The sequence below is a fragment of the Winogradskyella undariae genome (assembly GCF_013285155.1).
GTDB classification, from domain to species: Bacteria; Bacteroidota; Bacteroidia; order Flavobacteriales; family Flavobacteriaceae; genus Winogradskyella; species Winogradskyella undariae.
In genome coordinates this window covers 239679-261864 of the sequence record NZ_JABTEL010000005.1, presented here as the reverse complement: position 1 = coordinate 261864, position 22186 = coordinate 239679, and the positions used below count along the sequence as shown (strand labels likewise).

Annotated in this window: 21 protein-coding genes; 8 read left to right on the top strand and 13 right to left on the bottom strand. The window is 30.6% G+C overall.

Annotated elements, in window-relative coordinates; genetic code table 11:
• The 4 genes from HSX10_RS09710 to HSX10_RS09695 form a co-directional block, all read left to right on the top strand.
• Positions 1–1521, top strand: a 1521-nt coding sequence (locus tag HSX10_RS09710; protein ID WP_173588018.1) for a T9SS type B sorting domain-containing protein, incomplete at its 5' end; no start/stop codon positions are given.
• A gap of 98 nt (positions 1522–1619) precedes the next feature.
• Entirely contained in the window at positions 1620–3620 is a 2001-nt protein-coding gene (gene uvrB, locus HSX10_RS09705; protein ID WP_173588017.1) for an excinuclease ABC subunit UvrB, read from the top strand.
• Positions 3621–3668: 48 nt separating this feature from the next.
• On the top strand, positions 3669–4214 hold the full coding sequence (locus HSX10_RS09700) for an HNH endonuclease (protein ID WP_173588016.1): 546 nt from the start codon (positions 3669–3671) through the stop codon (positions 4212–4214).
• A gap of 100 nt (positions 4215–4314) precedes the next feature.
• Positions 4315–4509, top strand: a complete 195-nt coding sequence (locus HSX10_RS09695) for a hypothetical protein (protein WP_173588015.1) — start codon at positions 4315–4317, stop codon at positions 4507–4509.
• A gap of 808 nt (positions 4510–5317) precedes the next feature.
• Here HSX10_RS09695 and HSX10_RS09690 read toward each other — a convergent pair.
• Complete coding sequence (locus tag HSX10_RS09690) at positions 5318–5719, bottom strand: TerB family tellurite resistance protein (RefSeq protein WP_173588014.1); 402 nt, start codon at positions 5717–5719, stop codon at positions 5318–5320.
• A 404-nt stretch (positions 5720–6123) separates the two neighbouring features.
• Here HSX10_RS09690 and HSX10_RS09685 point away from each other — a divergent pair, with 404 nt between their 5' ends.
• Positions 6124–6372, top strand: coding sequence for a DUF1456 family protein (locus HSX10_RS09685; RefSeq protein WP_173588013.1), 249 nt, complete (start codon positions 6124–6126; stop codon positions 6370–6372).
• Positions 6373–6446: 74 nt separating this feature from the next.
• On the opposite strand, the gene sucC is transcribed toward HSX10_RS09685, so the two are convergent.
• Both sucC and HSX10_RS09675 read right to left on the bottom strand, forming a co-directional pair.
• Complete coding sequence (gene sucC / locus HSX10_RS09680) at positions 6447–7637, bottom strand: ADP-forming succinate--CoA ligase subunit beta (RefSeq protein WP_173588012.1); 1191 nt, start codon at positions 7635–7637, stop codon at positions 6447–6449.
• A gap of 134 nt (positions 7638–7771) precedes the next feature.
• Positions 7772–8428: a hypothetical protein gene (locus HSX10_RS09675; protein ID WP_173588011.1), complete on the bottom strand. Its 657-nt coding sequence runs from the start codon at positions 8426–8428 to the stop codon at positions 7772–7774.
• 114 nt (positions 8429–8542) lie between these two features.
• Between HSX10_RS09675 and lysA the strand changes: the two genes are divergently transcribed.
• Both lysA and HSX10_RS09665 read left to right on the top strand, forming a co-directional pair.
• Complete coding sequence (gene lysA, locus HSX10_RS09670) at positions 8543–9748, top strand: diaminopimelate decarboxylase (protein ID WP_173588010.1); 1206 nt, start codon at positions 8543–8545, stop codon at positions 9746–9748.
• A gap of 106 nt (positions 9749–9854) precedes the next feature.
• Complete coding sequence (locus HSX10_RS09665; protein ID WP_173588009.1) at positions 9855–10892, top strand: AI-2E family transporter; 1038 nt, start codon at positions 9855–9857, stop codon at positions 10890–10892.
• Between the two features lie 5 nt (positions 10893–10897).
• Here the strand turns inward: HSX10_RS09665 and HSX10_RS09660 are convergent, their stop codons facing one another.
• The 9 genes from HSX10_RS09660 to HSX10_RS09620 form a co-directional block, all read right to left on the bottom strand.
• A complete protein-coding gene (locus tag HSX10_RS09660) occupies positions 10898–11416 on the bottom strand; it encodes a DinB family protein (RefSeq protein ID WP_173588008.1) in 519 nt (172 codons plus the stop codon).
• On the bottom strand, positions 11409–12287 hold the full coding sequence (locus tag HSX10_RS09655) for a PPK2 family polyphosphate kinase (protein WP_173588007.1): 879 nt from the start codon (positions 12285–12287) through the stop codon (positions 11409–11411). Before HSX10_RS09655 ends, HSX10_RS09660 begins: the two co-directional genes overlap by 8 nt.
• Positions 12288–12299: 12 nt before the next feature.
• Positions 12300–13463, bottom strand: coding sequence for a sigma-54-dependent transcriptional regulator (locus tag HSX10_RS09650; protein ID WP_173588006.1), 1164 nt, complete (start codon positions 13461–13463; stop codon positions 12300–12302).
• Between the two features lie 2 nt (positions 13464–13465).
• Entirely contained in the window at positions 13466–14344 is an 879-nt protein-coding gene (locus HSX10_RS09645; protein ID WP_173588005.1) for a DUF6268 family outer membrane beta-barrel protein, read from the bottom strand.
• A gap of 25 nt (positions 14345–14369) precedes the next feature.
• Positions 14370–15257: a mechanosensitive ion channel family protein gene (locus tag HSX10_RS09640; protein WP_173588004.1), complete on the bottom strand. Its 888-nt coding sequence runs from the start codon at positions 15255–15257 to the stop codon at positions 14370–14372.
• Between the two features lie 3 nt (positions 15258–15260).
• The gene (locus HSX10_RS09635; RefSeq protein WP_173588003.1) at positions 15261–16574 is read right to left on the bottom strand and encodes an ABC transporter permease; all 1314 of its coding nucleotides are present in this window, start codon (positions 16572–16574) and stop codon (positions 15261–15263) included.
• Positions 16574–17503: an ABC transporter ATP-binding protein gene (locus tag HSX10_RS09630; RefSeq protein WP_173588002.1), complete on the bottom strand. Its 930-nt coding sequence runs from the start codon at positions 17501–17503 to the stop codon at positions 16574–16576. Before HSX10_RS09630 ends, HSX10_RS09635 begins: the two co-directional genes overlap by 1 nt.
• A gap of 353 nt (positions 17504–17856) precedes the next feature.
• Positions 17857–18990 (bottom strand): molecular chaperone DnaJ, encoded by a 1134-nt coding sequence (gene dnaJ, locus HSX10_RS09625; protein ID WP_173588001.1) that lies wholly within the window; start codon positions 18988–18990, stop codon positions 17857–17859.
• A gap of 55 nt (positions 18991–19045) precedes the next feature.
• Positions 19046–19600, bottom strand: a complete 555-nt coding sequence (locus tag HSX10_RS09620; protein WP_173588000.1) for a nucleotide exchange factor GrpE — start codon at positions 19598–19600, stop codon at positions 19046–19048.
• Positions 19601–19749: 149 nt separating this feature from the next.
• Between HSX10_RS09620 and HSX10_RS09615 the strand changes: the two genes are divergently transcribed.
• Positions 19750–20406: a YceI family protein gene (locus tag HSX10_RS09615; RefSeq protein WP_173587999.1), complete on the top strand. Its 657-nt coding sequence runs from the start codon at positions 19750–19752 to the stop codon at positions 20404–20406.
• Positions 20407–20782: 376 nt separating this feature from the next.
• Here HSX10_RS09615 and HSX10_RS09610 read toward each other — a convergent pair whose 3' ends face one another.
• Entirely contained in the window at positions 20783–22105 is a 1323-nt protein-coding gene (locus HSX10_RS09610) for a DUF5723 family protein (protein ID WP_173587998.1), read from the bottom strand.
• Between the last annotated feature and the right edge of the window lie 81 nt (positions 22106–22186).

The window sequence follows — 22186 nt, the reverse complement described above, 5'->3', positions numbered from 1 at the left end:
AACGGAAATTATTTCACAGCAACAAATGGTGGTGGAACTCAATTAAACCCTGGTGCTTCAATCACAACTTCACAAACCATTTATATTTATAACGAAATCGGTACGGCTCCTAATAACTGTGATAACGAATCAAGCTTTAGTGTAACTGTAAGCGGAACTCCTAATGTTGATACGATTACAAATCAAACCGTATGTTCTGAGTACATTTTACCGACTTTAACTAACGGAAATTATTTCACAGCAACAAATGGTGGTGGAACTCAATTAAACCCTGGTGCTTCAATCACAACTTCACAAACTATTTATATTTATAATGAAATCGGTACGGCTCCTAATAACTGTGATAACGAATCAAGCTTTACTGTAACTGTAAGCGGAACACCTAATGTTGATACGATTGCAAATCAAACCGTATGTTCTGAGTACATTTTACCGACTTTAACTAACGGGAATTATTTTACTGCAACAAATGGTGGTGGAACTCAATTAAACGCTGGTGCTTCAATCACAACTTCACAAACCATTTATATTTATAATGAAATCGGTACGGCTCCTAATAACTGTGATAATGAATCTAGTTTTGAGGTTACAATTTCATCAACACCAAACGTAGATACACTTTCTAACCAAACGGTATGTTCAGAATATATACTGCCTGCACTTACGGATGGAAATTATTTTACAGGAACTAACGGAACAGGAACTCCACTTTTTGCGAATGATTCAATTTCTTCTTCACAAACCATTTATATTTATAATGAAGTTGGTACGGCACCAAATAACTGCTCTAATCAATCTAGTTTTTCGGTTACTATTTCATCTACATTAAATGTAGACACAATGCCAGACCAAATAGCATGTTCTAAGTATATTTTACCAGAACTCACCAACGGAAATTATTTTACAGGAACTAACGGAACAGGATCACCGCTTTACGCTAATAATACCATTTCAGCTTCTCAGACTATTTATATTTATAATGAAATTGGGACCACTCCTAATATTTGCTCTAACGAATCTAGTTTTTATGTTACCGTAAACGATGCTATAGATTTCACCTTAGACCAATCTAATATTTCTATAAGTAACGCAACTTTAATTGTTACTATGTTAGACCAAAGTATAGATTATAACTACGCTGTAGATTACTCTAACATCCAGACTTCAAATATTTTTAGTGATCTTTCACAAGGTAGTCACACATTATATGTTACGGGTGAGAATAGCTGTATTATTAAATCACTTTCTTTTGAAATTGAATCTGAACTCTTTATTCCATTATTTTTCACGCCTAATGGAGACAGAATGAATGATTCATGGACTGTTATTGACAAAAATAATATGGTAGAAAAAATTCTTATTTTTAACCGTTATGGTAAACTTTTAAAACAATTAATCCCAAATAATTATTCATGGGACGGGTTTTATAACGGACATCTATTAGAATCTAATGACTACTGGTATCTTATCACCCTAAAAAACTCAAAGGAAATAAAAGGACATTTTGCTTTAAAACATTAAACACTTGGTGTAATTAACTTGTATCAATCTTTTGTTTTTAACATCATTGTAACGCTTACAGCATTTAAAGTCTAAGTACATTATTGTAACTTTGCTTTATGCGATTTAAAATTGAGTCAGAATTTAAACCAACAGGTGATCAGCCACAAGCTATTAAAAAACTAGCAAAAGGCATCACAGATAAAGAAAAGTACCAAACACTTTTAGGTGTTACAGGTTCTGGTAAAACATTTACCGTTGCCAATGTTATTGAAGAAGTGCAACGACCAACATTAATCTTAGCACATAATAAAACCTTAGCAGCACAACTTTACTCTGAGTTTAAGCAATTTTTTCCAGAAAATGCCGTTGAGTATTTTGTATCTTACTATGATTATTACCAACCTGAAGCATACATTCCTGTTTCTGGTGTTTATATAGAAAAAGATTTATCTATCAACGAAGAAATTGAGAAGATGCGTTTAAGTACCACATCTTCCCTACTTTCTGGTCGTCGTGATGTTATTGTTATTGCATCTGTATCTTGTTTATATGGTATTGGGAATCCTGTGGAATTTCAAAAAAATGTAATTTCTATAGAACGAGATCAAGTTATTTCTAGGACTAAATTATTACATCAATTGGTTCAAAGTTTGTACTCTAGGACAGAAGCTGAGTTTAAAAATGGTAATTTTAGAATAAAAGGAGATACTGTGGATATTTTTCCTGGTTATGCTGATCACGCTTTTAGAGTTCACTTTTTCGGAGATGAAATTGAAGAAATTGAAGCTTTTGATGCGCGTACAAATGAGATTATAGAACGCTACGATCGTTTAAACATCTATCCTGCTAACATGTTTGTAACATCACCCGATGTTTTAAATGGAGCAATAAAAGATATTCAAGACGATTTAGTAAAACAGTTTGATTATTTTAAAGAAATAGGAAAACATCTTGAAGCCAAGCGACTTAAAGAACGTACAGAATTCGATTTAGAAATGATTCGCGAATTAGGTTATTGTTCAGGAATTGAAAATTACTCTAGATATTTAGACGGAAGGTCTTCAGGAACTAGACCATTCTGTTTACTTGATTATTTTCCTAATGATTTTTTAATGGTCATTGACGAAAGTCACGTAACGGTTTCTCAAGTTCATGCCATGTATGGTGGTGATAGAAGCCGAAAAGTGAATCTTGTAGATTACGGTTTTCGTTTACCTGCGGCCATGGATAACAGACCTTTAAAATTTGAAGAGTTTGAAGCACTTCAAAATCAAGTTATCTATGTTTCGGCTACTCCAGCAGATTACGAAATGCAAAAAACAGATGGAGTTTATGTTGAACAAATAATTCGTCCTACAGGCTTATTAGACCCAATTATTGAAGTTAGACCAAGCTTAAATCAAATTGATGATTTAATTGAAGAAATTCAAAATCGTGTTGAAAAAGACGAACGTACTTTAGTAACTACCTTAACCAAAAGAATGGCTGAGGAGTTAACAAAGTACTTAACTCGTATTTCAGTCCGAACAAGGTATATACATAGTGATGTAGACACTTTAGAACGTGTAGAAATCATGCAGGATTTACGAAAAGGAGTCTTTGATGTTTTAGTTGGAGTAAACTTACTGCGTGAAGGTTTAGATTTGCCAGAAGTTTCTTTAGTTGCTATATTAGATGCCGATAAAGAAGGTTTTCTACGTTCTGCACGCTCATTAACACAAACCGTTGGTAGAGCAGCAAGAAACCTTAACGGAAAGGCTATTATGTATGCTGACAAAATTACCAAAAGCATGCAAAAAACAATAGACGAGACTAATTACCGTCGCGAAAAACAAATTGCATATAACACCAAACATAACCAAGTACCAAAAGCTTTAAATAAGAGTTTAAATAGTGCTCTAACCCAAAATTCTGTGAGTACTTACAGAACAGAATTAGATGCAAAAATAGCTGCAGAACCAGAAAGTGATTATTTAACTAAAGGTGAACTCGAAAAGAAAATTAGAGAAAACCGAAAACTTATGGAGCAAGCCGCAAAAGCTTTAGATTTTTTAGAAGCAGCACATTTTAGAGATCAAATTACAGCTTATCAGGGTAAGTTAGAGAAGGTGAAATAGTTACGCAACATTTGAAAAAAGAAAAGGAAAAAGAAAAAGAAAACGAAGATGATACGAAATTACTGGAATGAAGAATGGAAAGAAATCGAATTTGATGACAAAATTTCGGAAAAAGAAAAATTTAAAATATCAAATTACGGTAGAATTATAAACTGTAAAACAGATGAGGAATTTATTGTCAAAGAATATTTTATAAACGGATATCAAAATTTACCTCTTAAACAAAAAAAGAACGGAAAACAGACTAGTAGATACGTTCACAAACTTGTTGCGGAACATTTCCTAGAAAAAAATAATGGAATCTGTGTTATTCATTTAAATTATGACAAAACCGATAATCGAATTGAAAACCTAAAATGGGCTACTAAAAGAGAAAAAGAACTTCATCAATTTAACAATCCAAAATGGGAAGGAATTGTTAAAAAAAGAAGTAAAAATATTGGAAAATTAAGTGAAGGAAAAGTAAAGATCATTAAACGTCAATTAAAAAACAATAGAACAAGAATCAACATTATTGCAAAACGTTTTGGAGTATCTAATACGCAAATTAATAGAATTAAAACAGGAGAAAATTGGAGTTCTGTAACTGAATAAAACACTGATAAAGACATTCTTAATCAAAGTATTAAGCTGATAAGTTATCATATATTTAATTAGAATTTTTAGATGTAAATTATAATATTGATAAGAAAATATGATTGAAAAAGATCATATAATGCGACTTATTCAAACATTTTTTGATGTTATCAATAGAATTGTAAACAGTATTGATAATGATGATATTGAAGGAGCCAAAATACAGTTAAATAATTTGTATGGATTATTAGGGAACAAAGAAGATTACTTTCTTAATACGAAATATGAAGAAGTAATTGAGTTTTTAAATTAAAAGATGGAAATTATTTAAGTTGAGTTTTAGCTGAATTAATTTATTTAGATGCCACAATTGAATCTAAAAAAAATCACAAAATTGAAAAATTAGAAAAATCACAAAAACTATTTCAGCATTGCATTGACTATTCAAACGAATACTCTTTTGAAATAAATAATAAATTAATTTTAATTAATAATGAACTTGAAAAAATAGAATGATTAACTTCACTCAAACAGCATAGACATTAAACAATTAAATATCAATATCCTATATATTAATTTACTATTTTAGATTAAAGATTAAAACAACTTCAGCTCAGTAATTAAATTATAAAGAAATATGGAAAACATTATTATAGGTGCAATTATATTAGTAATCATTTTTTCAAATTTATTCAACACATAAAAACGTTAATAAATTAGTCAAACAAACAGAAGAGTTAAAAGAAAAATAGGTGATTAAAAAAATAACATCTAAAATCATTAGTTCAAAACCGAATAAAATGAACAAATTATCAACAAATAGAAACTTAATAATTGCGAATTTTACAGTTGTATCTTACTTTATATTAATTGGGCTCATTAGTATGTATAAAATAGATGCTGTTTTAATTAGCGTTTTTAAAGAGATATTTACGATACCCTTTTTAATTGCACAAATAATATTATTAGTAATTGGAACACTATTTTTAATTAAAAACAAAAAAAGTACATTAACAATAGTTAGCTTTTTGTCATTAGTAATTTGCTCTATTATAACAATCAATAGTTTCTTCTAAATAAGACTTAAAAAGTTACTGAATTAAAAAAATAGAGATCTAGTACTAATTATACTGTACCTTAAAAATATCAATTAAAAAATCTGCTGGTACCATTTTATTTGGAAAGCTCTCCATTAAATCAAGAACTCTATTTATAGAATCATGGCTTAACCCCATACGTAATCCAAAATTATGAATTTTAACCAATTGCTTAGGTGCTACTTTATGATCTAGATTCATTAAAAGAACCAATCTATGAAACTGTACAATACGCTCACTATGCGATTTAAGATGCAAATAAGTTACAGGATGCTCAAATAAATATTGAAAATCTTCTTTAGAAATATCTAATTGCTTCGCGATACTATATAAAAAATTATATTCAATAGAATTTACACTATCTTCTGTCTGTGCAAATGCAATCATCTCAGAAAGTAAACTCAATTTCTCAACGCGATTCGTCATAATTATAAGGGATTAAATTATACTGTAAAGTTACAGAGGTCCATTATTTTATTGTCGTTGATATAATGTATCTTGTCGAAAAATTAAACGTACTTAGTCGATTTTATTAAACGTTTATCAAATTAAAACAGTAATTATACAATAAAAAAACAGTTTATTTTTACTATATGATTAGTGTTTAAACAAAATAAACAACACAACCTAAAATACTGAAAAACAATTATTTAACCAAAAAACTAACTAACTATAAATTCAATATTTTTAATCAAAATCATTTAACTATATTTACTTATATTATGCGAGAATTATAAAAAAGCAGATTTCGCCTAGCTTGAGATAAATATTTATAATGGTAATAATCTAAATATGATTTCTATAATAGTTAGAAATCAAAATTAAAATTTATGACAAATAACGACATATTTAAAAAACTAAGAGTAGCTCATAAGCTAAGAGATGATGATATAGTAAAAATCTTAGAATTAGTAGATTTTAGAATTTCTAAAAGTGAATTAAACGCTATGTTTAGAAACGAAGACCACCCGAAATACATGGAATGTGGAGATCAAATTTTAAGAAATTTCCTTAATGGATTAATTATTCATTTAAGAGGTCCAATGCCTAAAAAGAAAGATTCTAATAAACCTAAATAAAAAAAGAGCAACATTAAAATGTTGCTCTTTTTTATTTATATATCTACAAGGTTAAAAACCTTTTAGAAAATAGCTTATGCTAATACTTCTTGCACTTTATCTGCAGCTTCTTGGAATTCAGTTGCACTCATTACATCTAAACCAGAATTATCAATTAATTCTTTAGCGATGTCTGCATTTGTTCCTTGTAAACGTACAATGATTGGTACACTAATGTTACCCATGTTTTTGTAAGCATCTATTACACCTTGTGCCACACGGTCACAACGTACAATACCTCCAAAGATGTTAATTAAAATAGCTTTAACTGCAGGATCTTTTAAAATAATTTTAAAAGCTGCTTCTACTCTAGCTGCATCAGCAGTACCACCAACATCTAAAAAGTTAGCTGGCTCACCACCTGCTTGCTTAATTAAATCCATAGTTGCCATAGCTAAACCAGCACCATTAACCATACAACCAACATTTCCGTCTAAATCAACATAGTTTAAACCTAAAGCACCTGCTTCAACTTCAATTTGATTTTCTTCACGTAAGTCACGTAATGCAGCTAAATCTTTATGTCTGTATAATGCATTAGCATCTAAAGTTACTTTAGCATCTACAGCCATTATTTTACTATCACTTGTTTTTAAAACAGGATTGATTTCAAATAAAGAAGCATCAGATTTATCGTAAGCAGTATATAATGCTGTAACAAATTTTGTCATTTCTTTAAAAGCAAGTCCAGATAAGCCTAAGTTAAAAGCTATACGACGCGCTTGAAAAGGTAAAATACCTGTAGCAGGATCTATTTCTTCGTTATGTATTAATTCTGGTGTTTCTTCAGCAACAGTCTCAATATCCATTCCTCCTTCAGTAGAATATACAATCATATTTCTACCTGTAGCACGGTTTAATAATACAGACATGTAATATTCGTTTGGCTCAGATTCACCTGGATAATAAACATCCTCAGCAACTAAAACTTGGTGCACACGCTTTCCTTCCGCAGAAGTTTGAGGTGTAACCAAATCCATTCCTATAATTTGTCCTGCAATTTCTTCAACTTCTTTAAGGTTTTTGGCTAATTTTACTCCACCACCTTTTCCACGTCCACCTGCATGAACCTGTGCTTTAATCACATGCCATCCTGTTTCTGTTTCAGCTGTTAATTGCTTAGCTGCTTCAACAGCTTCTTTAGCACTTTGAGCTACAATACCGCGTTGAATACGTACTCCAAAACTGCTTAATAATTCTTTTCCTTGATATTCGTGTAAATTCATTTTAATCAGAAATTTATTGGTCGCACAAAAATAAGCATACTAATAGTTTTTAGCAATAGTTTTTATTATTGATTTAAACTACTGTAAATTTGCAACATAGCAGTACATTTATTTTTATCTAACTAAGTTAAACTTTATATTTTTAAGTCTTTTATCACAGAAAATGCTTTATCTACTAAATAATCCTCAACAACTACCGTAAATTCATTTGTTGTAGATACCACTTCATATAATGTTATATTTTCCCAAGCCAAACGCTTAAAAATTTGATAATACAAACCTACGATTTTAGAATTACCATTGGGCAGATAAATACTAATTGCAGATAACTTATCTTGTAATCCTATTTGTGTTTCATTTTTAAATATCTTTAAAATACTTTCTTTTTCGGTAGTAGAAATAATAATATTACTTTCAAACATTCCGCGAGTAAAGGCGTAAAATATTTGATTATTAGCACCTATTCTATCTAATATTTTAGAATGACTTTCAATAAGTGTTTTTGAATTTTGAAATGTAAAATCACTTAAATTTGAACGTACCGTAATATCTCCTAATTGATTAAAAATCTTTTGTAAACGACTCTTATTTTCAAAATTTAAGGGTTGTTGAAACCTTCTAAGTGCCATCATTATAGCACCATCTTTAACCGGTTTTCGTAACATTTTTGAAATTGGCTCATTTAAATCTTTAGCTAAAGCCGAAAAATTAATAATCTCTCGAGATAAGCCTTCTTCTAAAAATGGACTAGAGACAATAATCTCTTGAACACAGGATGCAATTGTTTTCATTTGTTAAATATATAACATTTTGTGTAAAAATAGATATTTTTTTACATTTATATGTTTTAAATAAGGATTACATTTACTTTTGTCCAACTAAAATCAATAATATCTAATAAAAAGATGGAACAAAACACCTTATTACAAATTGCGAAGGATTTCGGAAGTCCGGTATATGTATATGACGCTGAAAAAATCGAATTTCAATACAAACGATTAACTAATGCATTTAGTAAGGTAAAGCACTTAAAGCTAAACTACGCTGTTAAAGCACTTTCTAATATTTCAATCTTAAAGTTATTTAATTCTTTTGGTTCTGGTATAGATACCGTTTCTATACAAGAAGTTCTATTAGGACTTAAAGCAGGTTTTAAACCTGAGAAAATTATTTTTACACCAAACGGTGTTTCTTTAGAAGAAATTGAAGAAGTTGCTAAACTTGGCGTTCAAATAAACATAGACAATCTATCTATATTAGAACAATTTGGGACTAAGCATCCTAAAACTCCTGTCTGTATTCGTATTAACCCGCATGTTATGGCTGGTGGAAACACTAATATTTCTGTTGGACATATTGATAGTAAATTTGGAATTTCTATTCACCAAATTCCACTTTTACTTCGTATTATAGAGAATACCCAAATGAATATTAATGGTATTCACATGCATACAGGAAGTGATATTTTAGATATTGATGTATTTTTATATGCAAGTGAAATTTTATTTGAAACTGCTAAAAATTTCAAAACCTTAGAATTTATTGATTTTGGATCAGGATTTAAAGTACCCTATAAAGATGGTGATATTGAAACTAATATTGAAGAATTAGGTGATAAATTATCGAAACGTTTTAACCAATTCTGTAAAGAATACGGAAAACAATTAACCTTAGCTTTTGAACCAGGTAAGTTTTTAGTCAGTGAATCTGGTGTCTTTTTAGCAAAAGTAAATGTGGTTAAACAAACAACCTCTACTGTTTTTGCTCAGATAGATTCAGGATTCAACCATTTAATAAGACCAATGCTTTACGGTTCTCAGCACGAAATAGAAAACATCTCTAACCCAAAAGGACGCGAACGTTTTTATTCTGTAGTTGGTTACATATGCGAAACAGATACTTTTGCCAATAATAGACGAATCCCAGAAATAAACGAAGGCGATATTATTTCCTTTAAAAACGCTGGTGCTTATTGTTACTCAATGGCTAGTAACTATAATTCACGTTACAGACCTGCAGAAGTTTTATTATATAAAGGAAAACCTCATCTTATAAGAAAGCGTGAAACTTTTGATGACATTTTAAATAACCAAGTTGAAATCACTATTTAAATAATATGAATAACGTTAATATTAATTGCGTTAATTTTTTCTTTTTTTAGAGCATAAGAGTAGGTCGTTTACAACTATATTTGATTAGTTATAAAACCCTATACACATGAAACAAATTGCGCCTAAAATTATCCGTCAAATATTCATTTTACTATTAATCATCCTCTCCGGAAGTTTAATCTTTAGTGAAATGCTACCCTATTTGAGTGGTGTTTTAGGCGCAATTACATTTTATATTTTACTCAGAAAACCAATGAAAAGCCTTGTAGATAAGTATAACTGGAAGTCTTCATTAGCAGCACTAATGCTGATGACGGGATCTTTTTTTCTTATTTTAATTCCGCTTTCTGGATTTGGTATTATGTTAGGTAATAAAATATCTGAACTCTCTAAAAATAGTGGAAAAGTAATTGATGCTTTTAAAGAACAAATTGGACGATTTAAATTTAAAACAGGTATTGATATTAACTCTCAAATAGATACCGAAGGAATAACGACATGGCTATCTGATGGATTACAAAATATGGCTGGTAATACATTTAACTTGTTTATTGCCATTGGTATCATGTATTTTATACTTTATTTTATGCTAACGAATCGGAAAGAATTAAGACAATCACTGCGTGATTATATTCCTATGAACACAGATAATTTAAGTGAGATTGGCACTGAAATACAAGCTATGATTAGATCTAATGCCATAGGTATTCCGCTAGTAGCCATTGCTCAAGGTGTCATTGCTTTAATAGGATTTTTAATATTTGGCATTGAAGATCCTTTCTTTTGGTTTGTAATTGTTACTATTGGATCTATGATTCCTTTTATCGGAACTTTTGTAGGTATTATACCCGTATTTATATTAAGTCTTTCTTCTGGTGACACATTTCAAGCATGGGGTGTATTACTTTACGGAATTATTGTCGTGGGTACTACAGATAATATTATTAGATTATATGTACTACAAAAACTAGATGATGTTCACCCTTTAATCACATTAATCGGTGTTATTATTGGTGTGCCTTTATTTGGATTTATAGGTCTAATTTTCGGACCACTTTTAATCAGCATATTTATGGCTTTAGTTAAAATTTACACCAAAGAATATGGCAAATCTGTTGAGGGTCAAACCAAAGAGCAGCTATAAAAAAATTAATCCCTTAGTTTACCTGTAAAATGGTTCACTTTTTCATTTATTGGATTACCAGTAATTCTTCTGTAAACGACCAATTGGCCACAATGCCAAATAGAATCTGCTATTGGACCATTAACTTGGTTCCAAAATGGAATTTCTCGTTCGCCAAAAATGATTTTGTATTGAGAAATGTCTTCACTTGTTTTTAAAATATCAGAAGCTATTTTTAGATTGTTTAATATTCTAGTACGTAATTCGATATAAGATAATTCTTCTTTTTCATTAGAATTAGACTTCTTTAATGTTGAATTTACTATACGTTGAGATAAACTATAAATATGTTCTATAGTCTCTTTTGCAGACATACAATCTTCATTTGCCCTATAAGACAAATCTTTTACTGATAAATTATCTGTAGCCCAATAAAACCGAAACCCTAAAGCATCAACCATACGCGCAGCCATTGTTCCTGCTGTAAATTTATCAGCATATTCTGGCATTTCTGAATATGGAAGTTCTTCTTTGTTTTTACTCATTTTCTAATCTCGCTTTATAGTCATCTATTTTAGCTTTTTCTTTTACTGGTAATTCGGGCTCTTTAATATCTGTATATTCTTTAAGTGTATCATAGAGAATTTTAGCTACAATATATCTTGCCGTTGGCTTATTGTCAGCAGGAAGATTATACCAAGGCGCATGTGGCTTTGATGTTTTATTAATAGCATCTTGATAACAACTTTGGTAACTATCCCAGCAGGCACGTTCTTCTAAATCATCTGGTGAAAATTTCCAGTTTTTATTGGGTTTGTTTAAACGTCTTAACAAGCGACTCTTTTGCTCTTCTTTTGAAATATTTATAAAAAATTTAAAAATGATAGTGCCGTTGTCAGCAATATGCTTTTCGAAATTATTAATTTGATCGAATCGTTTCTCCCAAAAAGAATCATCTACATCCTTAACAGATGTTATATTAGGAAGATTCTCTGACATTAAATATTCTGGATGTACTCTTGTAACCAGTACATTTTCGTAATGCGTTCTATTAAAAATCCCGAATTTACCTCTTGCAGGCAAAGCCTTGACGTGTCTCCAAAGATAATCGTGTTTTAACTCTAAATCTGTTGGCTTTTTAAAACTATGAGCAATAATTCCTCTAACATTAAATTCTTTAAATACTTCACGAATTAAACTGTCTTTACCCGCAGTATCCATTCCCTGAATACAAAATAGAACAGAATACTTACCATGCGCATACATTGCATTCTGAATTTCAGCTAAATCTTCGCTTACTTTTCTTAATTTCTTTTCTATCTTTTTTTCACTTGACTCTAAATCAAATGTTGTGGGTAAATCTTCAATCTTAATTTGAGATGATATTTTAAAATCTTCAATCTTAATATCCTTCATAATCAGTATGTTTTATTTTGAAGCAAAAGCTTTTACATCACTTTCACTAACTTCATTTCCTCCTAAAATAATGAGACGTTCAATAACATTTCTCAACTCCCTAATATTACCTGTCCAATCATAATTTTGAAGTAATTTAATGGCTTTATCAGAAAATGATTTTTCAATATTTCCGTGTTCTTTAGAAATCTTTTTAGCAAAATAATTTATTAATAAAGGAATATCTTCTCTTCTTTCATTAAGAGAAGGAACTTCAATTAAAATAACAGCTAATCGGTGGTATAAATCTTCTCTAAAGTTACCTTCTTCAATTTCCTTTTTAAGATTCTTATTAGTTGCTGCTACAACTCTAACATTGACTTTAATGTCTTTATCGCTTCCTACACGTTGAATACGACTTTCTTGTAAAGCACGTAAAACTTTAGCTTGTGCAGACAAACTCATATCGCCAATTTCATCTAAAAATATAGTTCCACCATTTGCTGCTTCAAATTTACCTGCTCTATCTTTTGCCGCCGATGTAAACGCTCCTTTAACATGGCCAAACAATTCACTTTCTATAAGTTCGCTTGGTATTGCAGCACAATTAACCTCAATCATAGCGCCTTTAGAACGGTCACTTTTTTGATGTAACCAGTGTGCAACGAGTTCTTTTCCTGTTCCGTTTGGACCTGTAATTAAAACACGTGCATCAGTTGGTGCTACTTTATCAATCATGTCCTTAATACGCGCTATCTTATCACTCTCACCAATCATCTCGTAGTTTTTGCTGACTTTTTTCTTTAGCATTTTATTTTCTACTACAAGCTCTTTTCGATCTAAAGCGATACGAACAGTATTTAATAATCTATTAAGATCTGGTGGTTTAGAAATATAATCAAAAGCACCCAAGCGCATTGTATTTACTGCCGTGTCTAAATCACCATGACCAGAAATCATAACCATCGGAATTTCAGGCTTTATTTTTTTTGCTGCCTCTAAAACTTCAACACCATCCATTTTTGGCATTTTGATATCGCATAACACAAGGTCGTAATCGTTCTTTTTTATTTTCTCAATTCCTACTAAACCGTCTTCTGCTTCTTCTACTTGATAGGTGTCATTTTCTTCAGATAAAATTTTAACTAATACACGACGTATTGCTGCTTCATCTTCAATTATCAATATTTTTGGCATAATTATATTTTAAATTTTATTCCTGTTCTTAAGTAAAATGAATTTGAATCATTTAACGGATAGACTTCATCCCTATCTTCATTTCTAAGTACATTTTTAAACCTAAATGTGTGTCCACTGTATACATAAAGAACTAAATGTTTTGAAAAACAATATTCATATCCCAAACCAGATAAGGCAACAGACATTGATATATTATCTACTTTTTTTCCATTAATTTCTAAAGGGCTTTGTAAATGTGCTAAGTAACCGTCTAAGCCAACAAAAACTTGAGTCATACTTTTTTCACTAAAATAATGCTTTAAATTAGATTTTGGAACACCTAGATTAAAAGACCAAGACTCATTAACACGTCTAAAATAACTAACAAAAGGCAATGGAAAAGGCGTTCCCGCAGTTGAATTATAGGTTATTCCTAGAATTAAACGATATGGTTTCTCTGCCGTTTCGTCTCTTCTTCTATCATTAATGGTAAAAATACCTCCATTAAGAAAAATATCTTCATTAGTGATCTGATGCGTTAATGTTGATGCTATACGTGGATTAAATTTAATTCCATACCTCCAAAACTCACTTGTTTTAAAGGTATAAGCGATATTTAAATCTATAACATTGAGTGTTTGAAATAAAGAACTATCAAACGGATAATTATCTTCAAGGTTTAAAATAATTCTATTATACTCTGCTCCAAATACCAAATAATTATCTTTCTTAATTTCAATTGGATAATTAACTAAAGCCCTCAATCGTGTGTACTGATCTTGAGATTTACTTTTAGGAATAAATGAATATTCTAACCGAGCTAAATCAGTAACCTGACCTATAACAAGTTTTGAAAAACTTAAGGTTAATACTATAATTAAAATCTTAAAAGACTTCATACTCATGAATTAAATGTTTCTTTTTCTATGATTCATTACTGCTATTAATAATATGAATATCTCGCTGAGGAAATGGAATAGCAATATTATTTTCTCTAAAAAGACGATCAATTTCAAAACGAATATCACTTTTAGGAATCTGTGCTGTAAAACTATCTCCTAATGTAAAAACTAATTTAAAATCTAAAGAACTATCTCCAAAATTTGTAAAAACGACCGTCGGTGGTGGACTAGGTAAAATTTTAGGGTGTGTACTTGCGGCCTCTAATAACAACTTTTTTACCAACTGCACATCACTTCCATAAGCAACGCCAACCTCTACACTTTCGCGAGTTGTAGTTCCATTTTGTGTCCAATTATAGAGTGAATTGGTTAAATAAAGATGATTTGGTATTATTAATACTTTATTATCTATGGTTACTGCTCTTGTAGTTCTTAGTTTAATTTCTATAATTCTACCGACTTTACCTTCAATTTCTATAATATCATCTACATGAACAGATTGATCTATTAAAATAAAAATACCAGAAATAATATCTTGAAATAAAGTCTCTAACGCTAACCCAATCCCGATTAATAAGGCTGCAGATGCTGCAAAAACAGCAGTAACATTAACACCAACACTACTTAATGTTACAAAGAGAATTATTACATATACTAACCAACGAAAATAACCGTAAACGACATTAAACTTTCCTTTGTTCTCACTAGGAATGTTTCTAGTAATGATTTTAAGAACAATTCTTAAAACAATTGTAGTGATAAAAATAGCGGTAATAACAATGATAACATCAAGTATTGAAATACTGATATTTTCACCAATTGTCATATTTTTATTGAGAAATGCCTTAGTCGTTTCCCAAGCGCTACTCTCCGTAATCGTTTCACCAATATGTTCTAAATCTTGAATCATAGATTAATATTTCAACCATTTAAAAAGTTCTTTGTAGGTTGGTTTTTTTCCGTACATCAAAATTCCTACTCTATAAATTTTAGCTGCAAACCAAACGGCAAAAACAAAGCTTGCTAGTAATAGCACTAATGACAAAGCTTGTTGCCAAAGTGGCACACCAAACGGAATACGCATTAACATAACGACAGGTGACGTTAATGGAATAAAAGAAAAAACCGTAGATACTGTTCCATGAGGATCTTCTATAACTGTAAACACACCAACATAAACAGCCAACATAAGAGGCATTAAAATTGGTAACATAAATTGTTGTGTATCTGTTTCGTTATCAACAGCAGCGCCAATAGCAGCGTATAATGAACTGTATAATAAATATCCACCTATAAAGAAAAACAAAAAGGCAATAACCAAGTTTGCTAATGGAAGATTACTAATGGCATTAATTAAATTTTCTGCCATAACTTGTGGGTCACTAGCCTGCATAGCTTGATTTACCATTTCTTGTTGCGGTGACTGCACTTGCGCTAAATCTATACCGAAAATAGCAGAAACAACAAACATTAAAACGGCTCCTAAAATGACCCAAATTACAAATTGCGTAATTCCGGCTAATGAGGTTCCTATAATTTTCCCCATCATTAATTGAATTGGTTTTACAGACGAAATAATAACTTCTATAATTCTACTTGTTTTTTCTTCAATAACACTACGCATAATCATGTTACCATAAATAATGATAAACATAAAAAGTAAATATCCTGCAGCACCACCAAAAGCTAGCTTTACAACATTGTCTATTTTAGAACTTTTTTCTCCATCAAAACTTTCTTGTGCAATATCAATATTAATTTGAGAAGCTTCTATTTGTGCTAAAGAAACTCCGTCTAACTCCAATTTCTTTTCTTTAAGTCGTTTTTCAATCTGACGTTCTAAACCAGATATAACACTTAATGAAGGTGAATCTTCAGAATAAAAATTTACATGCCCTGTAACATCATCTAGAGAATTTGTTTTAGAGATATATAAAAGTCCATAATCTTCCTTCTCTTTCACTAAAACAATAGCGTCTTCTAGACTTAACCCATTAAGATTGGTATAATTTGTATGTTCTGAATCTATAAATACATCTTTTAAATATCCTGTTTCATCTAAAACCGAAATGGTACGTTCCTTTTCATTATTTAGCTGTGATAAATAAGCTACAACTGCAATAAGCGCAATCATTATTAAAGGACTTAAAAACGTCATTACAATAAATGATTTGTTTTTCACTTTTGTAAAATACTCGCGTTTTATAATTAATGGTAAATGATTCATTATTGATTGTTGTTTACAGTTTGAATAAAAATATCACTAGCAGATGGAATCACTTCAACAAAGTGATGCACTTCTGATTTTGAGGTTAAAAATGACAATAAATCATTTGGTGATGTTTGTTCATTTATTTTAATATTCAATTTTATATCATCATTCAAGTTTTTAAAAGTTGCCGGAAGCACTTCAAATTTATCTTGAATTTCTAATAACACTTTTTCTTTATTTAAAGACTCTAATCCAACTTCGAATGTATTGGTTTTATACTGACGTTTAATATCGTTTAACTTTCCGTCTAAAACTTTATTAGATTTATGAATTAATGCTATATGATCGCATAGCTCCTCTACAGACTCCATTCTATGCGTCGAAAAAATTACGGTAGCTCCTTCGTCTCTAAGTTGTAAAATTTCGTCTTTAATTAAATTGGCATTTATAGGATCGAAACCTGAAAATGGCTCATCAAAAATCAATAGCTTAGGTTGATGAAGCACCGTAACAATAAATTGTATTTTTTGTGCTTGACCTTTACTTAACTCTTGAATTTTCTTATTCCACCAGTCTCCAATTTCTAGCTTATCGAACCAATATTTTAACCGGTCTTTTGCTTCCGTTTTAGTTAAGCCTTTTAATTGTGCTAAATACAAACACTGCTCGCCTACTTTCATTGATTTATATAAGCCACGTTCTTCTGGCAAATAACCAATATCTCTAACATGGTCTCCTTTTAGCGGTTGGCCATCTAATAAAACAGAACCAGTATCTGGCATTGTAATTTGATTTATAATACGTATCAAAGTGGTTTTACCTGCCCCGTTTGGGCCAAGTAAACCAAAAATGCTGCCTTTTGGCACAGCGATAGACACTTCATTTAGTGCTTTAAAACTTCCGAAACTCTTAGACACGGAATTAGCAACTAATAAGTCATTCATATTAATCTAAATTTTAGAGGTATGGTTAGTCTGTAAATATATTAAATGTTAGAGATTCTAAAATAAGAAAGTGCTACTATTTATTTAAAGTACTAATAATTCTTTCACTCCTATAAAAGTGAAGCTATAATTTAAACAATATATTTTAGATCTAACGAAAAAAGCTTTCTGAATAAAAAGAACTCATAAAACACGATAAATCGCTAGTTCGATTTAGAATCGAATTGGTAAAAAAACAAAACCCACCCTCATGGTTAGATAAGGATGGGAAAAAATTGCTATGAAAAAGAAAAATTACCGCTAATAAGATTAGCGATAATCAAATATACTAATTTTTATTCAATAGAAGTAGTTTAAGAAAACATATCTTTCACCTTTTCAAAAAAAGACTTATCAGTGCTTTCTGGCTTAGGCTCAAAATGCTCATCATCCTTCATACTTTCAAAAAAGGCTTTTTGCTTCTTATTTAAAGTCTTTGGTGTCCAAACATTTACATGCACTAGTAAATCTCCACCTCCATAGCCATTAATGCTAGGAATACCTTTACCACGTAATCTTAATATTTTACCAGACTGCACACCTGGCTCTATCTTAATTCTAACTTTACCTGTAACAGTATCGATCTCTTTAGAGTTACCTAAAACGGCATCTGGCAAACTAACATACATATCGTAATGTAGATTATCACCTTCTCGTTTTAAAGTAGGATGCTCTTCTTCTTGAATTGCTACTAATAAATCTCCTGCTATACCATTTCCGGGTGCATCATTACCTTTTCCGGTAACTTTAAGCTGCATTCCATCAACAACACCTGCTGGTATTTTAACTGTAACCGTTTCTTCTGAAACTTTTAAACCATGTGCATCTGCATCTGCTGGTTTTTTGTCTATAGACTGTCCTGCTCCTCCACAAGTAGGACAAGCAGAAGCTGTTTGCATTCTACCTAAAATAGTATTGGTTACTCTAGTAACTTGACCAGAACCACCACAAGTACTACAAGTTTTATAAGTAGTCCCTGGTGCTTGTATTTTACGTTTTACTTTAATTTTCTTTTCAACACCGTTAGCGATATCTTCTAATGATAATGTAACACGGATTCTTAAGTTACTTCCTTTAACAACGCGTTGTCTTCCGCCACCGCCAAAGCCGCTACCGCCTCCAAAGCCACCGCCTCCAAAAATATCACCAAATTGACTAAAGATATCATCCATATTCATACCTCCTCCACCGAAGCCTCCTCCGAAACCTCCGCCGCCACCGCCGCCATCAAAAGCTTGGTGTCCAAATTGGTCATAACGCGCTTTCTTATCTGCGTTACTTAAAATCTCATAGGCTTCTGCTGCTTTTTTAAACTTTTCTTCAGCTTCATTATCATCTGGATTTTTATCTGGATGATATTTTAAGGCCATTTTACGATAAGCTTTTTTTATTTCGGCATCAGATGCTCCTTTACTTATTCCTAATATGTCGTAATAATCTTCTTTCATCAACTAATTTATTCTTGATATTTTGTAAAAAAACGGTGAACCTTGTTATTCTCTATTATTGTCCGATTACAACTTTAGGAAAACGAATTATTTTATCACCTAATTTATAACCATGCTCTACAACATCAATAATTTTACCTTTTAAATCTTTTGAAGGTGCTGCTATTTGAGTTATAGCTTCATGAATATCTGCATTAAAAGTATCGCCTTGTCTTACTTCTATTTTAGTTAACCCTTTATTCTCTAAAGTATTAACCAATTTATTATAAATTAACAAAACTCCTTTTCTTAATTCTTCTGCTTCTTTATCTTCCTCTATATGAGATAAAGCACGTTCAAAATCGTCTAATACAGGAAGCATAGCCACTACGACTTCTTGACTTGCTGTCTTAAACAGTTCAATACGCTCTTTGTTAGTTCGTTTTTTATAATTTTCAAACTCAGCAAATAATCGCATAAACTTATCTTTTTCTGCGACTAACTGATCTTGAAGTTGCTCTTCTACCGATCTAACTTCATTTTGCTCTACTGAATCTGCTTCTGCAGTAGTAGAATTTTGATCCTCTACATTAGGATCTTCAATATTTGTATTTTTATCTTCTTTACTCATTTTGAGTTCGTTTTTTGCTTTCAATAGTATTGGCAAAAGTACTGCCATTATTATAATAATGTCAAAATGTCATTAACATTTCTTTATCTCACTTTAACCTTTGTTTTTATATCTTCGTATTTTTAAACGAAATCAAATAAACACAAAAGATGAAGACTAATTTTTTAAGGATTTTTACATTAATTACTTTTATTGCATTTACAAGTTGTGGTGATAAAGCAAAAGAAGCCGACACCAAACAGGCTGAGGATGTTGCAGGTTCTAAATCCGATATTGTTACTTATAAAGTAGATACCGACAAATCTGTAATTGAATGGAAAGGTTTTAAACCTACAGGTTCTCACAATGGAACAATTGCAATTAAAGGTGGAAAAATAAGCACTAGTGAAGGTATTGTAAAAGGCGGGAAATTTGTTATTGAAATGAATGGTATTATTGTTAAAGATATACCCGTTGAAGAAGAGGGGAATGCAAAATTAAAATCTCATCTTGAGAGTGCTGATTTTTTTGATGTTCAAACATACCCAAATTCAATGTTTGTAATCACAGGCTTCAAAACAAATAATGAAAGCGTGATGATGCTTTCAGGTAATTTAACGTTAAAAGAAACGACAAAAAACATAAGTTTCCCTATAAAAATAAAATCTATTGATGACAATTCAATTATGATCCTTAGTGACTCATTCACAATAGACCGTTCTAAATGGAATATCAAACATGGATCAAAATCATTTTTCGATAATTTAGGTGATAAATTTATTAATGATGAAATTGAATTAAAAATAAATTTGACAGCTACAAAATAGTAGTGTAAAGAAAATAAGTTTTAGTAAAAATGCAATCATTAAAATGATTGCATTTTTTATTCTTAATAACTTATTCTATTTAATAATTATTTAAAACTTCTATTAAAAAAAGAAAAACACCTATTTCTAGGTGTTTTTTTTCACTTACTGATTATAAGCTTTTAAATTCCCCTAAAATTTATAGACTATCAGTAAGACTAACAAAAATATAATTGTATTAATCTTCAACTAAAAATTTAGTAGCAAATAATATCTTCTCGTTAATTTGTTGGCTTAAATAAATTGATATTATTCCATTTTATAAATCTACTAACTATACTTAATCAAAAAAATACCCAATAACGGGTATTTTTTTATTCAACTATAAAATGAATTATTATCTATATAATGGAATTTTAAGACCAACATACACATCTGTAGTTTTAGAGCTACTAGATAAAAGATTTGTAAATACAGAACCAGAACCCACAGTTAAAGGTCCTAAACGAAGACCTCCACCAAAAGACACATCTCCATACTGTCTAAAACTAAGTGGTGCATAAAAACTAAACCATCTTGTTTCTAATCTTGGAGCTAACGTTGCAGTATTAAGAACAGATGTACTTAACTCCGATCCTTTTTCTACCATAGATAAATCTGCTTGAGCACTTACAAACCATTTTTTTGATAACCTATAATCTACAAGTAAATGAAGTGCCGTTGGTAATTTTATTTTTGCAGTTTCGGTTGTTTCCACTCCTAAGTAATTATTATCTAAGAACTCTTCTATATCCTCCTCATAATTTGCTGTACTTGCTGAGGCATCTAAATTATATCTACTTACTTTAGCTTCATCATAACTAATAGATCCAATATCTGTAATAGAAACTCCCACCTTAAGTTTATATTGGTTTTCATTAATTGAAAAATTATTATTAATTTTCTCTTTATACCACTGGTATGTAAAACCAATATCTAGACCTACACCTGATGTTAAATTACTAAAATCTAAATCGTCTGCTTCAAAATCTTGACTTGTACCATAATTAAAGTTCCCTTGAGTTACCAATGTTTCTGAATTTGCAGAGAATTGACCTTGCAAGCCTGGACTACTCATAAACGCACTACCTGCACCTTGTAAGTATTTTAAAGTAACACCACCTTTTAAAACATGATTTGGTTTTTCAATTAAGATTCTTCCATAAGCCAAACCTATCTCTGACCAAGCGTGTATCGTACCATTTAAGTTTTTTGAATCGAAATTAAAATCATCATTAACATCAAAATCATCAACAACAGCCTCATATAATTCACCGTTTATATGATTTATATTCATATTAGCTCTAACTCTAGTAACTAAACCAATACTATTTTTTTTATTTATGTTAAACATAAAGGAAGGTCCTAAAACATCTACATTAAAAAAGAAATTATTAGCATTACTTGGAAACTTTTCACTGTCTTCTTCAAAATCGAAGCCACCATCAGAACTCATGATATCGCTAAGATTAATTCCGAAATAATCACTACCTCCAAAGACACTTGCAGATAATAAATTAACGTCGGCTCTTAAATTAGAACCAACAATACTAGATGGATTGTAAATAATACCGTGAACACCAGAATAATTATCTATAGAATGGCCAACATAGCTTTGTCCATAAGATAAACTCATAGTTAATAGAAAAACCGACAAAGTTAATAATTTTGTGTATTTCATAATTTAGTTTAGGTTGATTGACGGCGAAGTTAGAATTATAATTGATTTTAAAAAATATTATTTTTAACATGTAACACACAC

Coding starts and splice junctions, on each gene's coding strand:
- HSX10_RS09685 (WP_173588013.1), top strand. CDS start 6,124: ATGACAAATAACGACATATTTAAAAAACTAAGAGTAGCTCATAAGCTA.
- HSX10_RS09630 (WP_173588002.1), bottom strand. CDS start 17,503: ATGAATGACTTATTAGTTGCTAATTCCGTGTCTAAGAGTTTCGGAAGT.
- HSX10_RS09620 (WP_173588000.1), bottom strand. CDS start 19,600: ATGAGTAAAGAAGATAAAAATACAAATATTGAAGATCCTAATGTAGAG.
- HSX10_RS09645 (WP_173588005.1), bottom strand. CDS start 14,344: ATGAAGTCTTTTAAGATTTTAATTATAGTATTAACCTTAAGTTTTTCA.
- HSX10_RS09700 (WP_173588016.1), top strand. CDS start 3,669: ATGATACGAAATTACTGGAATGAAGAATGGAAAGAAATCGAATTTGAT.
- HSX10_RS09610 (WP_173587998.1), bottom strand. CDS start 22,105: ATGAAATACACAAAATTATTAACTTTGTCGGTTTTTCTATTAACTATG.
- HSX10_RS09665 (WP_173588009.1), top strand. CDS start 9,855: ATGAAACAAATTGCGCCTAAAATTATCCGTCAAATATTCATTTTACTA.
- HSX10_RS09615 (WP_173587999.1), top strand. CDS start 19,750: ATGAAGACTAATTTTTTAAGGATTTTTACATTAATTACTTTTATTGCA.
- HSX10_RS09650 (WP_173588006.1), bottom strand. CDS start 13,463: ATGCCAAAAATATTGATAATTGAAGATGAAGCAGCAATACGTCGTGTA.
- HSX10_RS09655 (WP_173588007.1), bottom strand. CDS start 12,287: ATGAAGGATATTAAGATTGAAGATTTTAAAATATCATCTCAAATTAAG.
- HSX10_RS09635 (WP_173588003.1), bottom strand. CDS start 16,574: ATGAATCATTTACCATTAATTATAAAACGCGAGTATTTTACAAAAGTG.
- uvrB (WP_173588017.1), top strand. CDS start 1,620: ATGCGATTTAAAATTGAGTCAGAATTTAAACCAACAGGTGATCAGCCA.
- HSX10_RS09660 (WP_173588008.1), bottom strand. CDS start 11,416: ATGAGTAAAAACAAAGAAGAACTTCCATATTCAGAAATGCCAGAATAT.
- lysA (WP_173588010.1), top strand. CDS start 8,543: ATGGAACAAAACACCTTATTACAAATTGCGAAGGATTTCGGAAGTCCG.
- HSX10_RS09640 (WP_173588004.1), bottom strand. CDS start 15,257: ATGATTCAAGATTTAGAACATATTGGTGAAACGATTACGGAGAGTAGC.
- HSX10_RS09675 (WP_173588011.1), bottom strand. CDS start 8,428: ATGAAAACAATTGCATCCTGTGTTCAAGAGATTATTGTCTCTAGTCCA.
- HSX10_RS09695 (WP_173588015.1), top strand. CDS start 4,315: ATGATTGAAAAAGATCATATAATGCGACTTATTCAAACATTTTTTGAT.
- dnaJ (WP_173588001.1), bottom strand. CDS start 18,990: ATGAAAGAAGATTATTACGACATATTAGGAATAAGTAAAGGAGCATCT.
- sucC (WP_173588012.1), bottom strand. CDS start 7,637: ATGAATTTACACGAATATCAAGGAAAAGAATTATTAAGCAGTTTTGGA.
- HSX10_RS09690 (WP_173588014.1), bottom strand. CDS start 5,719: ATGACGAATCGCGTTGAGAAATTGAGTTTACTTTCTGAGATGATTGCA.